This window comes from Gordonia sihwensis NBRC 108236, from assembly GCF_000333035.1.
Taxonomy (GTDB): domain Bacteria; phylum Actinomycetota; class Actinomycetes; order Mycobacteriales; family Mycobacteriaceae; genus Gordonia; species Gordonia sihwensis.
On record NZ_BANU01000032.1, the window covers coordinates 32,100 to 46,129 of the forward strand.

At 70.1% G+C, this 14,030-nt stretch carries 11 protein-coding genes; 5 read left to right on the plus strand and 6 right to left on the minus strand.

Features of this window, described 5'->3' with window-relative positions; all coding sequences use genetic code 11:
• The first annotated feature begins 51 nt into the window (after positions 1–51).
• The 3 genes from GSI01S_RS16275 to GSI01S_RS19595 are packed head-to-tail and all read left to right on the plus strand — an operon-like array spanning position 52 to position 5,694.
• Positions 52–1,080 carry an alpha/beta hydrolase gene (locus tag GSI01S_RS16275; RefSeq protein WP_039867917.1) on the plus strand — a complete coding sequence of 343 codons (1,029 nt, stop codon included), beginning with the start codon at positions 52–54 and terminating at the stop codon, positions 1,078–1,080.
• Positions 1,077–3,758: an AMP-binding protein gene (locus GSI01S_RS16280; RefSeq protein WP_006897709.1), complete on the plus strand. Its 2,682-nt coding sequence runs from the start codon at positions 1,077–1,079 to the stop codon at positions 3,756–3,758. Before GSI01S_RS16275 ends, GSI01S_RS16280 begins: the two co-directional genes overlap by 4 nt.
• Positions 3,733–5,694, plus strand: coding sequence for a glycosyltransferase family 2 protein (locus GSI01S_RS19595; protein ID WP_233500099.1), 1,962 nt, complete (start codon positions 3,733–3,735; stop codon positions 5,692–5,694). Before GSI01S_RS16280 ends, GSI01S_RS19595 begins: the two co-directional genes overlap by 26 nt.
• 36 nt (positions 5,695–5,730) lie before the next feature.
• Here the strand turns inward: GSI01S_RS19595 and GSI01S_RS16290 are convergent, their stop codons facing one another.
• The gene (locus GSI01S_RS16290) at positions 5,731–6,567 is read right to left on the minus strand and encodes a 2-amino-3,7-dideoxy-D-threo-hept-6-ulosonate synthase (protein ID WP_006897711.1); all 837 of its coding nucleotides are present in this window, start codon (positions 6,565–6,567) and stop codon (positions 5,731–5,733) included.
• Between the two features lie 46 nt (positions 6,568–6,613).
• Between GSI01S_RS16290 and GSI01S_RS16295 the strand changes: the two genes are divergently transcribed.
• Positions 6,614–7,387 (plus strand): arylamine N-acetyltransferase family protein, encoded by a 774-nt coding sequence (locus GSI01S_RS16295; RefSeq protein WP_006897712.1) that lies wholly within the window; start codon positions 6,614–6,616, stop codon positions 7,385–7,387.
• Here the strand turns inward: GSI01S_RS16295 and GSI01S_RS16300 are convergent.
• Positions 7,378–8,583, minus strand: coding sequence for a 4-hydroxybenzoate 3-monooxygenase (locus tag GSI01S_RS16300; protein WP_006897713.1), 1,206 nt, complete (start codon positions 8,581–8,583; stop codon positions 7,378–7,380). The genes GSI01S_RS16295 and GSI01S_RS16300 overlap by 10 nt on opposite strands.
• Positions 8,584–8,750: 167 nt before the next feature.
• On the opposite strand from GSI01S_RS16300, the gene GSI01S_RS16305 reads away from it, so the two are divergent.
• The gene (locus GSI01S_RS16305) at positions 8,751–9,878 is read left to right on the plus strand and encodes an LLM class flavin-dependent oxidoreductase (protein WP_006897714.1); all 1,128 of its coding nucleotides are present in this window, start codon (positions 8,751–8,753) and stop codon (positions 9,876–9,878) included.
• Positions 9,879–9,940: 62 nt separating this feature from the next.
• On the opposite strand, the gene GSI01S_RS16310 is transcribed toward GSI01S_RS16305, so the two are convergent.
• Genes GSI01S_RS16310 through GSI01S_RS16325 form a run of 4 tightly spaced genes read right to left on the minus strand, consistent with a single transcriptional unit; the run spans position 9,941 to position 13,928 of the window.
• Positions 9,941–11,149 carry a 3-dehydroquinate synthase II family protein gene (locus GSI01S_RS16310; protein WP_006897715.1) on the minus strand — a complete coding sequence of 403 codons (1,209 nt, stop codon included), beginning with the start codon at positions 11,147–11,149 and terminating at the stop codon, positions 9,941–9,943.
• Positions 11,150–11,197: 48 nt separating this feature from the next.
• Positions 11,198–12,073 (minus strand): ABC transporter permease, encoded by an 876-nt coding sequence (locus GSI01S_RS16315; RefSeq protein ID WP_006897716.1) that lies wholly within the window; start codon positions 12,071–12,073, stop codon positions 11,198–11,200.
• A complete protein-coding gene (locus GSI01S_RS16320; RefSeq protein ID WP_006897717.1) occupies positions 12,070–12,906 on the minus strand; it encodes an ABC transporter permease in 837 nt (278 codons plus the stop codon). Before GSI01S_RS16320 ends, GSI01S_RS16315 begins: the two co-directional genes overlap by 4 nt.
• On the minus strand, positions 12,903–13,928 hold the full coding sequence (locus GSI01S_RS16325; RefSeq protein WP_006897718.1) for a daunorubicin resistance protein DrrA family ABC transporter ATP-binding protein: 1,026 nt from the start codon (positions 13,926–13,928) through the stop codon (positions 12,903–12,905). Before GSI01S_RS16325 ends, GSI01S_RS16320 begins: the two co-directional genes overlap by 4 nt.
• Between the last annotated feature and the right edge of the window lie 102 nt (positions 13,929–14,030).

A 14,030-nucleotide genomic window follows, 5' to 3' on the forward strand; every position in this document is an offset into this window, starting at 1 on the left:
TGGGACGCCGCATGCGTCCTGCGCTCTCTATTAGGTTAGTCTTACCTAGATATGAGGAAGATCAAGCGGGGCCGGTCCGGCCGAATCCGAGTCGCCGCGATGGCGACCGCGGCCGTGACGGGGCTGGTGACAGCGGTTTTCGCGGTAGCGCCGACAGCTATGGCGGCGCCAGTGCAGACGACGGGATCGCTCGTTGCATTGGAACGTCTGGACAAGACGCTGTGGCGGATGACCGTCCACTCGGAGTCGATGAATCGCGACATCCCGCTGCTGGTGCTCCGACCGCCGGTGAATGAGGAGCATGCGCCGACGCTGTACCTGCTCAACGGTGCCGGCGGAGGCGAGGACGGGGCCAATTGGCTGGCGCAGACCGATGCGCTCGAGTTCTTCTCCCGCAAGCACGTCAACGTCGTGATCCCCGAGAAGGGGATCGGCAGCTACTACACGGACTGGGTGTCACGAGACCCGAAGATCGGCCGGCCGCAATGGGAGACGTTCCTGACCCGCGAGCTGCCGCCCGTCGTCGACGACGCCCTGGCCTCCGACGGCCGTCGCGCCGTGGCCGGACTGTCGATGTCGGCCACATCGGTCTTCAACCTCGCGATCGCGCGACCGGGGCTGTATCGGTCGGTCGCGTCGTACAGCGGCTGCGCGCGCACGAGCACACCGGAAGGCGAAGCCGCCGTGCGCGGCATCGTGTACACCGCGGCGGGCGCCGACGCGACCAACATGTGGGGACCGGCCGGTTCGCCCGGGTGGACTCGCAACGACCCGTACGTCAACGCGGCCGGCCTGCGCGGGCTCACGCTGTATCTGTCGAGCGGCAGCGGGCTGCTGGGACGCTACGACACTCCCGAACATCAAGCACCCGGGGCGCCGCCGATCGCCGATCAGATCCTGGTGGGCGGTGCCCTCGAGGCCGCCACGTCGGCATGCACGGCCGCGATGGCGCAGCGCTTGCGGTCGCTGAACATCCCGGCGACCGTGCATCTGCGCCCCACTGGAACCCACTCCTGGAACTACTGGCAGGACGAGCTGCACCGGTCCTGGCCGACGATCGCCGCCGGGCTGGACCGATGACCTCGGCGGAGACCGCGATCCCGCCGAGGCGTGCGGAGTCGCACCTGCAGGCGGTGCGGGATGCGGCCGGCGAGACGGTGGTCGCGCAGTGGCTGGCCGTGGCCGCGGCCAGCGCGGAGGCGGTGGCGGTCCGCACCCCGGACGGCTCGATCACCTATGCCGAACTGGTGGCTCGGGCGCAGGACCGCGGCCGCGCTATCGCCGCCGCGGTACCCGACCGCGATCGCCTGGTCGCGGTCGAGACGGAGTCCGACATCGATTCGGTCGCCGCCATCCTGGCGGTGTTGTGCTCGGGCCGGCCACTGGTGCTGCTCGATCCCTTTCTGCCGGACGACCGACGAGGCCACATTCTGGAACTCTCCGGCGCGCGGGAACTCAGCCCGGCCGAGATCCGAGCGCTCCCGGACGCGCCCGAACCGGTTCCCGAGCCCGCACCGGGCGACATCGCGGTGCTCATCTTCACGTCGGGATCGACGGGGCGGCCGAAGGGCGTCGCCCACACGCAGCGGGGCTGGACCAACCAGGCGCGCGACGGCCGGGAGTTCATGGGTCTTCGCCCCGACGACCGAGCCGCAGTGCTTCTGCCGTTGAGCTTCGGGGCCGGATTCGACTGCCTGGTGATGACACTGATCAACGGTGCGACGATGCTGCTCTGGGACGTGCGGAGGCGCAGCGCCGCCGATCTGCGCGACTGGCTCGATCGCGAAGCGGCCACCACCGCGCACGCCACTCCGTCGCTGTTGCGCGCCTGGCTCGCCGGAAGCGCCGGCGCTGATGGCGCCGGCAGGACGGGCGGGCTCAACGACCTCCGGCTGTTGTCGGTGTGCGGCGAGCCGTCGCACCACAGCGACGTCGAACTCGCACGCCGCACAGTCCTGTCGAGAGGCACCTTCTGCTGTTGGTCGGGGTCGTCGGAGACCGGCGACCTCGCCTTCAACCTGTTCCCGCGCGATCGGGCGGTGGTGCCCGGGCCGCTGGCCGCAGGCACGCCGGCAGCGGGCAAGCGCATCCGGATCGTCGGCGACGACGGCGACGATGTGCCGGTGGGTCAGACCGGCGAGATCGTCGTCGAGTCCCGGTATCTGGCTGCCGGCTACCACCGCGATCGGGCGCTGACCGCCGATCGCTTCGTCCGGCTCGACGACGGTCGCACCCGCTTCTACACCGGCGACCTGGGCCGATTCGACGAGACCGGCGACCTGCTCCTTCTCGGCCGGCTCGATGACGCGATCAAAGTGCGCGGCTATCGAGTCGAGCCCGCCGAAGTGGAGTTCGCGCTGCGGCAGCTGCCGTGGGCGGTGGACGCCGCGGTGGTCGCCGATCGCGACGCCGGCGAACTCACCGGCTACCTCGCCGTGGATCCGGCGACGTGGGCGCCCGCGCCGTCGGAAGTACGTGCGGCGCTGCGAGACTCGCTGCCGGAGTGGATGACGCCGCGGCACATCGTGGTGCTCACCGAGTTCCCGCGCACCGAACGAGGCAAGGTGGACCGCGCCGCTCTGCCGCCGCCTCCCGAACGAGTGATCGAGCCCGTCCGCGGTCCCACCGAAGCCGCACTGGCCGCGCTGTGGTGCACAGTGCTCGGGCTCGACGAGGTGGGCCGGTCGGAGGACTTCACCGCGCTCGGCGGTGATTCGCTCGCCGCCGCACGCATGCTCGCCGATCTTCGCGACCGCTGGCTCGTCGACCTCTCGACGGCCGAGTTCGCCGAGACACCGACGGTCGCGGGCCTGGCGGTGCTGCTCGACGACGCGCACCGCGACCGCGCGCAGACCGCGGCGCGCGGCACGCTGAGCCGGTTGCGCGACGGCACCGGGGTGCCGCTGTTCTTCGCGGCGGGTGCGGGCAGCCCGGCGGCCGCGTTGCTTCCGGTGGTTCGCGAACTGCCCGGCGACGGTCCCGTCTACGGGCTGCAGGCACACGGTCTCGAACAACGCGGCCGCGCCGACCGTTCGATCCGCGCCGCGGCCCGCCGCGCCATCCGGGAGATCCGTGCCGTGCAGCCCGCCGGACCGTACCGGTTCGCGGGCTACTCGTACGGCGGCTTCGTCATGCTCGAGGCGGCCGCGATCCTCCACGGACGGGGTGAGCGCGCGAACGTCGTTCTCATCGACACGCTGTTCGAGCCGGAACTGCGCGCTCGTCTCGCCGCCGGCCGGGACGGTGATGCGGTCGCAGGTACTGCGGACACCGGCGACACGCTGCCGCTGCCGGATCGGCGGACCACCGGCACTGTCACTGGCGCTGCGACTGTCACTGCGTCTGCTGTGCCGCCGGCGCGCGGTACCGGGGCCCGGAGGCTCTCCGCCTGGAACCGTGCCTGGAATCGCGCCGCGATGAGATTCCTGGTCGCCACCGCCGGACTGTGGCGGCTGCCGGCGACATTGCAGTGGACGGTCTTCTGGGATCTGGGACGAGCGTTGATCCGACAGCACCGGCCCACGCCGTACCCCGGGTCGGTCACGATGATCGCCGCGGAATCGAACCCCGACGACCCCGCGACCTGGTCACTTCTGGCGACCGGGGGCGTCACCGAGGTGCGTGTGCCGGGAGATCACCATTCGATGATGCGTGCGCCCTTCGCGGCCGGCACGGCTGCGGCCGTGCATGCCGCGCTCGCCGCGAACACGGGAGCGGAGGAAGGAACCGGTGATGACGAGTATTCAGATGACGAGTGATTCACCGGTCCCCAAGACTGATCTGACCGTGGCCGCGGTCGTCACGTCCTTCGAGCCGACCGACCGACTGGTGGACGTCGTCCGGCGGGCGGTTGAGCAGGCCGAATCCGTGGTCGTGATCGACGACGGCTCCCCGTCCCTGACCGACCGTGCCGACCGTGGGGACCGTGAGGAATCCGCCGTGCGGACGATCCTGGACCGGTGCGCCGAGGCAGGCGCGCATGTGGTGTGCGCTCCGCGCAACGCCGGCATCGCCAGCGCGCTGAACATCGGTGTGCGGCGGGCACTGGACGCCGGGGCCGACGCCGTCCTGACCCTCGACCAGGACACGCTGATCGACGGCGACTACCTCAACCGTGCCCGCACCCATCTGCATCTGGCGGCCTCGCTCGGACTCACCGAGGTGATGGTCTCGCCCGCACTCATCAACGACGACGTCGCGCCCTTCTGGTTCGCCGAGCGAGGCTTGACGCTCGCCTTCGAACCGCTGCAGTCCGGCCTGGTCGTGACCGCGGAACTCTTCGCCGCGATCGGCCTGTTCGATGAGGACCTGTTCATCGACTGCGTCGAGACCGAGTTCTATCTGCGCGCACGGGAGCGCGGGGCACCGGCGCTCATCGTTCCCGGCGGTCGGATCGAACACAGCCTGGGCCACCGAGCCCGGTGGACGCCGCCGCGTCCGCTGCGCCCGCTCATGCGTCCGTTGATGCGGGAAGGCGCGCGCGGCGGCACAGACGGCGAGGCGATCGAGTTCTCGCAGGACGCGCCGTTCCGCCACTACTACATCGCGCGGAACCGGCTCGCCCTGTATCGCCGCTACGGCCGGCGCGAGCCGCTGTGGTGCGCGGTGTCGATCGCCAAGGACACATTCGTCCGAGGCCGCGCGATGTTGATCGGCAGCCATCGGCCGGCGCGCGCGTACCTGACCGCGGCCGGGACCCGCGCCGCGTTGCGCGGGGAGACGGGAAAGATTCCGAAGCGGACACTGCTGCGATCGATGCGGCCCGCCGACCGCGCGCGGGCGATCGGGGAGCGCCCCGCCGAACCCGACCGCGGCCTGCCCCGGCTGGTCTCGGTGGTGATCCCGGTGCGCAACGCGGCCGCGGTCATCGACGAACAGTTGGCGGCGCTCGCCGGGCAGGACTACGCCGGCGACTTCGAGGTGATCGTCGCCGACAACGGGTCCACCGACGGTCTCGCCGACCATCTCGCGGACCACCCGCTCGCCGACCGCCTGCAGTTGCGCCGGGTGGACGCCTCGGCCGGACGCGGTGCGTCCGTGGCCCGGAACATCGGGGTGGAGTCCGCGCGCGGCGACTTCATCGCCTTCTGCGACGCCGACGACCGCGCGCATCCGCAGTGGCTGACCGAGCTGACGGCGGTCGCGCGGACGTATTCGGCGGTCGGCGGCGCGGTCGAGACCGACAGCCTCAACGCCCCGCACGTGCAACGCTGGCGCGGCATGCTGCCGCCGGAGACTCCGTATGAGTTCCCCGGTTTCCTGCGGGTGTCGCCGACGTGCAACCTCGGTGTCTGGAAGGACGTCTTCGCCGCGGTGGGCGGATTCGACACCGCGTACGACCGAGGGGCCGAGGACTCGGATTTCACCATTCGGGTCCAGTTGGCGGGCGGTGTGCTGGGCCATGCGCCGCGGGCACTGGTCGCCTATCGGCTCCGCGACACGCTCAGTGGCCTGTGGAAGCAGTCGGTCATGTGCGGCGAGGGCGATGTCCGTCTCTACTCCGATTACCGCTCGTACGGGCTGCCGCGGCGGAAGTGGTACGGGACACTCGATGAGGTGGCGTACGTAGTGCTGCGGAATCCGTTGCTGCCCACCGCGATCACCGGGGTGCCGACCGGCAGGTGGCTATTCCACGCCGGGAACCTCCTCGGCCGCGTCCGCGGCAGCCTCCGCCACCGCTGCTGGTACGTGTAGCCCCGCAGTCGAAATATTTTGGCTCCCGCAACGGTCTCACAGGCCGGTGCGGGAGCCAAAGTTTTCGAGAGGACGGGCGGGGTCGCCAGTGTGCAGCACGTGGGCGAGGGCGGCGGCCACACGAGCCGGATTCCGGGCACCGAAGACGTGCCTGCCGAAACTCAGCCCGGCCACCGACGATTCGGCCACCCGGGTGCCGAACTCGATCGCCGACTCGTCGTCGTGATAGGCGCCGCCGGCCACAACGATCGGCAGCGGGCAGGAGTCCGCGACCGCGTCCATGGATGCGCGATCGCCCGCGTAGTCGAGCTTGACGATGTCGGCGCCGAGATCGGTGGCGATGGCCGCCAGATGCGACAGCGTCGCGACCGACTGGGTTCCCGGAGTCTCGGCCATTCCCCGGTTGTACATCATGGCCAGGAGCGGAATGCCGAGCCGGGCGCACTCGTCGCTGACCACGCCGAGATCGTTGAGTTGCTGCGCCTCCGTGGGCGATCCGATGTTGACGTGGATGCTCACCGCGTCCGCTCCGAGAGCCATCGCCTCCTCGACCGAACCGACCAGGACTTTCGAGGTGGTGTCCACCGACAGCGAGGTGCCCGCGGACAGATGCACGATCAGACTCAGTTCGCGGAAATGAGCCGGATCGATGTGGCGCGCCCGGCCCTTGTGGACCACGAGTGCGTCGGCGCCCGCCTCGGCGAGCATCGCGGCGGTCCAGTCGGCGTGGTTCTTGCGACCCAGTGGGCCGACCGTCACCGAATGGTCGATCGGGACGATCAGCGCACGTCCGGTCGGCGCGGAGAAGATCCGGCGCAGCCGCAGCGTCTTACCGGACAGCGACGCTGTGCGCGGTGGTGCCGAGTGCCTCATCGGTGCTCCTCTCGAGAGTGAATGAGGGTAGCCTATCCTGTGTTGCATGGATCTGTGCGCGAGGGGCGGAATCGCTCGCTATCTGGACCGGATCGGCCTGGACGAGGCCGACCTGCCGAACGGGCTCGAAGCGCTGGTGAGCGCGGTGGCCACGGCTCAGCACGCCCGGGTGCCGTTCGAGAACCTCGGGATCCACGCCGGGCGCGTGGTCGGTGTCGAGCCGGCGCGGATCGCGCAGCGCCTCGTGGACGACCGTCGCGGCGGCATCTGTTACGAACTCAACGGACTGCTGCTGTACGCCCTGCGGGCGCTGGGCGTGCCCGCCGTTCTGCACGGTGCGCGAGTGGATTCGGGAGCGGGATTCGGTCCGGCCGACGGTCACGTGGCAGTCGTGGTGCCGGGCGATCCCGCGATGCTGGTCGACGTCGGCTTCGGCGGCGACATGATCCTGCGGCCGATCGATCTCGCCGACCCGGCCGGCCGCGACGTGTCGGCCGGCGCGGCCCGCTACCGGATCGACCCTGCGGTCCGAGAGTTGGATGAGTTCGCCGGGATGGCCCGTTGGCACAGCACGTCCGGGCAGTCGAGGTTCACCGGCTCGGTGATCTGCACGCTGCCGGTCGACGCCGGCCGGCGCACGATGACCGGCCGCATCGACCCCGAGTCCGGCCGGATCGATTACCGGATGATCGAGGTCGACGGCGACTCTCGCCGGGAGTACGCGGTCGCGGCGGCGGACGTGCCCGGGCGGCTGTCGGACGTCTTCGGTATCGACGACCCGCGGCCGCCGATGCGCAGTGCGGTCGGGCGTCACCGGTAGCGCCAATCGGTCGGGAACGGAAGGCCGAGATACACCTCGCCGAGTTCGCGGCGCGCGGTCTCCGACGCCACCCAGCGCTGCAGCCGGGCGCGGCGCAGCGGCCAGTCGAATTCGTCGTCGTGTCGGTGCAGCGCGCTGGTGAGCCGCCAGGAGAACGCCTGAGTCTGCCAGATCCGCTCCAGCGCGGTGACCGAATACGCGTCGAGCAGGTCAGTGCGCCGGTCCGCGTAGTAGCCGCCCAGCGCGTTGGAGAGGACGCACGCATCCGACACCGCGAGGTTGAGGCCCTTCGCTCCGGTCGGCGGCAGGATGTGGGCGGCGTCGCCCAGGAGGAACAAGGAACCGACCCGCATCGGTTCGGTGACCGCGCTGCGCAGGCGGGTGAGGCTGCGCTCGATGATCTCCCCGGTCTCGAGCTCGTCGGCGTCGTCTGCGGCGCTCCGGTGGCGGAGCTCCTTCCAGATCCGTTCGTCCGACCAGTGGGCGAGGTCGGTGTCGTGCGGGACCTGCAGGTACTGCCTCGACAACTGCGGGCCGCGCATGCTGTGCAACGACAGGCCGTCGGGGTGCGCGCTGTACATGCCCTCCTCGGTGACCGGCGTGCTGTGCGCGAGAATGCCGAGCCAGGCGAACGGGTACACGCGCTGCACCGTCCGAACGTGCGGTTCCGCGGTGGCTCGCGCCACCCCGTGGAAGCCGTCGCAGCCGGCGACGAAGTCGGCTTCGACCACGCCCGTCGAGTGCGGAGTCCGGAAATGGACCTCGGGCCGGTCGGTGCCGATGCCTTCGACGGCGACGGCCTCGGCGTCGAAGATCACCGGCGCGGCGCGGCCGGGGAGGGCATCGATCAGATCGCCGACCACCCTCGCCTGTCCGTAGACGAAGGCGTTGCGGCCGGTGTCGGCGTGGAAGTCCAGGTGGTGTGTGGTGCGGTCGAATCGCAGGTAGAAGCCCTTGTGTCGCAATGCCTCCCGGTGGAGGTCGGCGCTGACGCCGAGCTGGTCGAAGACGTCGACGGTGGACTGCTCCAGCACGCCGGCGCGGACGCGCGAACGGACGTGTTCCTCGGAACTCCGCTCCAGCACCACGGCGTCGACACCCTGGAGCGCCAGCATGTGCGCCAGGCTCAATCCGGCGGGGCCGGCGCCGATGACGGCGACTCGGGTGCGGATGCGCTGCGGGGGAGGAGTGGACACCGTGGATCCTTCGTTAAGTTGGCTAGGCTAACCTATCTTTTCAGACGGCCGTGTCGGTGTTCATGCGGGGTCGGGTTGTTCATGCGGGGTCGGAATGACGCCGCCGGCCGCACATGACCGCACCGACCGGTTGCACCCGTGCCCGACGAAACGACAGGAGTCCGCCCATGCCCGGCAGCCCTCACGGCCCCGGAACGCCTCGCATCCTCTGGTACCTGAACGGGATGGACGGCGAGGTGCCGTGGCAGCCGGAGTATCGCTCGGAGCCCTCGCTGGAGCATCTGCGTTCGGTGGCGGCGACCCTCGACCGGCTCGGCTACTACGGGGTGCTCTGCACGGCTCGTGAACCCATCGCCCTCGTGTCGGCCACCGAGCGGCTGCGATTCCTCGTTCCGGAGTATCCGGGCGCCAAGCCGCCTGCGCTCATGGCCGAGCAGGCCCAGGTCTTCGACCACTACTCGGGTGGCCGGATGATCGTGAACCAGGTCAACGGCGCCGATCCGGTCCTTGCTCGATACGGGCGTTTCGAAGGCAAGGACGAGCGGTACCGGGTGTCGGCCGAGTACTGGGAGACCGCGCGGCGCATGTACTCCGACGATCCCTCGGCGGTCGACGGCCAGTACTTCCGCGCCGGTCCGCAGTACAAACCGTCGATTCCGGGGCCGAGGCAGGAACGGCTGCCCATCTGGGGCACCGGCGCGTCGGCGGCCGGGCTCGAGCACGCGGCGCAGGTGCTCGATGTGTACTTGAGCTTTCTGGCGCACCCCGACGCGCTGGTCCGGACCTTCGACGCGGCTCGTGCCGCGGCGCGCGAGCGCGGCCGCGAGCTGCCCTGCGGCGTGCTGGCCAGCGTGGTGGTCCGCGACACCGACGAGGCGGCCTGGGAACGTTTCGAGTGGCAGTTGGCGCAGACCGACGCCGCGGAGATGGCGCGGCTGGCCGATCGGAATCTCCGCTCGTTCGGCTTTCCCGGACTCGACGAGATCGCCTCGGACGACGCTCAGGTGCAGGCGCGGATCGACGCGCTGCGGGCCGGCCGGATCCCCGTCCGCGACGAACTGGAGTTCCTGCCGGGTCTGGCCGCAGGGCTGACGACGTGGACGTCGGGGGAGCCTCCCTTCGACATCGCCGGGAAGGGCTCGGGAAACTATCTGGTCGGCAGTCCGGAGACGGTGGCGGCCACGCTGCGCAAGCTGTCGGCCGAGCTCGGCGCGGACACCTGGATCCTGTCCGGATGGCCGCTCGCGGAGGAGGCCGAACGCTTCGCCGAACAGGTGCTTCCCCTGCTGGGCTGAGGTCGACGCGGTCGGGCCGGTTTCGGCTCGACCGCCCCCGTGCCCCCGACCGCCCCCGTACCTCAGCGCTCCTCGCAGAACTCCGTGATCGGCAGTCCGACGTGCCGCGCCTCCGGTGGCACATAACCGAGCAGCACGTCGCCGGGCTTGAGTTCGGTGACGTTGTTCACCGAACCGCCCGGACCCAGCAGCCGGACGTGCCAGTCGTCCTGCGCGATCACGTTGATGGTCCGGCCGTCGGCCGACCGCGCGTTGATCGAGATCAGCGGTCGCCGTTCGATCTTGACGCGCCCGATCAGCACCTCGCGGGCGGAGCCGTCGCTGCGGACCGCGAGAATCGGCTGTCCGGCGCGCAGTTCGCTCACGTAGCGGGTCCGGTTCTCGGGCGCCAGCACGTACGAGTGCACCGCGCCCGCATTCCATCGGAAGGGCCGGGTCGGCATGTACGGCAGCGGATGGGTCTCGCTGCACGACAGGAACATTCCGCTGGCGAACGAGCCGATCAGGCATCCCTCGTCGAGTTCCAGGAGCGAGCAGGTGTCGATGCAGGCACGCTCGCCCATCCCGATGTGCTCGACACCGGTGATCGTCAGCTCGGCCAGTTCGACGCGCGCCGCGGACGGTTCGAGGACCGCGGCCAGGGCCACGACGTCGTCCGCGTGGCGGGGAGCCAGCAGCAGTCCGTCGGAGCCGTGTTCGAGCACCAACTTCACGATCTCCGCGTCGGTGATGTCGTCGACCACGGTCACGGTGCGACCGCCGGAGTTCTCCGCCGCGGCGATCACGATCTCGAGGGGGATCTTGGTGGGGTCGGTGAAGGTCAGCAGCGTCCATCCGATGCGCCGGACCCATTCGCAGGCCTCGCTGAGCGTGTCGGAATCGCGGACGACGACGTGTACGCCGTCGGCGTGGCTCGGCAGCGTCTCGGGCGTCGCGCGCTCGACGAGGGTCAGGTCGATGCCCTCGGTTCGGGCGCCTTCGGTGCCCTCGGGGGGCACGGTATCGCCCGCGATGAGGATCTTGCGGACGGTCGGCGGCAGGGTGGCGAGGAACGCGGCGTCGTCGGTGAGGATTCCGTCGATGTTGTAGTTGAGCGCCGCGGCCACCACGGCGTCGCGCTGCTGCCCCGACAGTGCGCGCACGTCCACCCAGGCGAAGTGCTCGCCGGTCCGGGTCGCGTCGCCGACCGCGCGCAGCGGCGTCACCCGGTCGGTGACGTGGACGGGCGGCACCTCGACGGGTGCGTCGGTGGTTCCGGTCTTCTTGGGCATCGAACTCTCCTTGCGCAAATATGGCTAGGCTAACCTATTTTGAAGAGATTAACGCGTGGTCGACGCGCGACGGTAACCGGCCACTGCGGGCCCGCTGAACGCGGCGAGCAGGCCCACCGACCACGCCGCCGTCGTCAGCGCGGGGCCGAGCACCTGGCCGCCGGTCGAGATCCCGCGGATGGCCTCGACCGCGCAGCTCAGCGGCTGATACTCGACCACCGGCCGCAGCCACGCCGGGTAGGCGTCGGCGGGCACGAAGCCGGTGTTGAAGAACATCGCCAGATTGGTTCCGACGGCGATCCACTCCACCAGGCGGGACTCCGGCCGGAGCAGTGCGAGGGCGGTGACCATCACCGAGAACGACAGGCCGAATCCGAGTGCGACGGCCAGGATCCCCAGTGCGCCGGGGAGGCCGGTGTGGATCCGGAAACCGATGACGGCGCCCACAGCCAGGACGGCGGCCACGGTGATGAGAATCCGCACCGCCTCCGACAGCAGCCGGCCGATCATGGCCGACGCCCGGTGCACCGGAAGCACCCAGGTGCGCGCGAGCAGGCCGGAGGTGCGCTCCCGGCGCAGACCGAGCCCGCTGATCGACGCCCCGGACATCGCGCCGATCAGCGCGAACATCGGGACCATGCCGAAGGCGTTCGATTCGCCGGAGTGCGCGCTGACTGGGCGGTCCAGCACCACCCAGAACAGCAGAACCATCAAGGCCGGAAAGAGCAGCGACTGAAGCAGGGTCGCGGGATCGGCGGCTGCTTTGCGGAGAATCCGCTCAGCCTGGATCGCCGAACCCCGCCACAGCGCGTATCCGCTGCGCTCGGGTGCCCATGCCGCTCTCGGAGGGAAGTGGACTATGTCGGTGATATCGGTGGCGTCGGTGATATCGCTGGCGTCGGGGATCGGGCTTCGGTCGGTCACGGATACGACCGCCGTCTCTGCTGGGCGAGGTAGGCGAGCGCGGAGAAGACGACGGCCAGCGCCGCCAGCCAGATCAGCGCCGGAGCTGCGGTCTCGGCGGTGAGCGAGCCGTCGGCCAGATCGCGCATCGTCGCCGCGAAATGGGAGATCGGCTGGTTGCGTGCGAAGGGTCGCGCCCACTCCGGAAAACTCGACTCGGGTACGAAGCCGGTGGAGAGCAGACCGAGGACCAACTGCGGAAGAATAAGAAGCTGAGAGGTCGCCTCGGGGCCGCGTGCCAGGATGCCGAGCGAGTCCGCAGCCATGGCGAGAACTCCGCCCACGGCGAGCGCGAACAGTACGAAGCCGACAGCGCCCGCCGCACCGCCGGAGAAGCCGAAGCCCAGCAGAGCGCCGAACAGCAGCGCCGTCGCGATCGACACCGCCGAGCGGACCAGCGAGGTGGTCATGCGGGCGGTGAACGGAACCAGGGCTGCGACCGGCATCGACGACAGTCTGCGGTTCATTCCGCGGAGCTTGTCCAATGCCGAGCGCTGGGCCGCGGCGATGGCGGTGAACGCGACCGCCTGCAGCACGATGATCGGCATCAGGAACTGTGCGTAGTCGACGCCCTGTTCACTCATCACCACCCGGAGCGGCAGGTAGAAGCCGAGTGCGAAGACGATCGGCATCGCGATTGCGACGGCGAACTCTCCCTCGCCGTAGGCCGAACGGACGCCGCGGACGGTCATCGTCAGCCACTGCCGGACGAACCGGTGGTCGTGCGCGATCACCGTCGGGTCGCGTCGGTCGGGCCAGCGGAGCGAAGGTGATCGAGTCCCGGATCGGGTCATCGGATCGGTTCCGGTGCGGCGGCCGGCGGGCCGCCGGTGAGGCGCAGGAATACGTCGTCCAGCGAGGGGCTGCGCAGTCCGATGTCACGCAGGGCGACGCCGGCGCCGGCGGCGGCCGCGATCACCTCCGCCATGGTGTCGACCCCGTTCGGCGCGTTGAGCGTGACGGCCCCCTCGGCACTGTCGGCCCCCTCGGCACTGTCGGCACTGTCGGCGCCGGACGCGACGTGATGATCGGCGCTCAGCCGGTCCCGGAGCAGCGAGCGCAGGCGGGGTGCGTCGTCGGGGTCTGCGGGGATCGCCTCGCAGAACGTGCCGCCGACGCGTTCCTTGAGTTCGGCGGCTGTGCCCTCGGCGACCACCCGACCGCGGTCGAGGACGACGATGGCGTCGCTGAGCCGATCCGCCTCCTCGAGGTACTGAGTGGTCAGCAGGGTGGTGACGCCGTCCTGCTTGAGCGCCTCCACCAACGACCACACCGCCTGTCGGCTGCGTGGATCCAGACCGGTCGTCGGTTCGTCGAGGAAGACGACCGAGGGTTCCACGATGAGGCCGCAGGCGATGTCGAGGCGCCGACGCATGCCGCCCGAGTACGCGAACACGGGTCGCTTGGCCGCGTAGGTGAGGTCGAATCGTTCGAGCAGGAAATCGGCGCGTTCACGTGCGGCCGCCCGCCGGAGGCCGAGCATCCGACCGAAGAAGACGAGGTTGTCGCGGCCACCGAGCGTCTCGTCGAGGGCGGCGTACTGACCGGTCATCGAGATGGCCTCGCGGACGCCGGCGGGATCGGCGACCACATCGCGTCCGGCGACGGTGGCGGAGCCCGCATCGGGTTCGGTCAGGGTGCACAGGATGTCGACGACCGTCGTCTTGCCTGCGCCGTTGGGGCCGAGGACGCCGAGGACCGATCCGCGCGGAGCGTTGAACGTAACCCCGTCGAGGGCCCGGACGTCGCCGAACGACTTCGTCAAACCGTCGACGCGAATCGCCGCTTCGACCGCCGGTTCGTGAGGTCCGAGCATCCGATCACCTGCCTGACATCGATGGAACGTACCGGGCGCGTCATCGTCCTCGACCGGTGTTAAGGTTAGCCTCCACTAAGCAGGTTAGCCTGCGCTAAATAT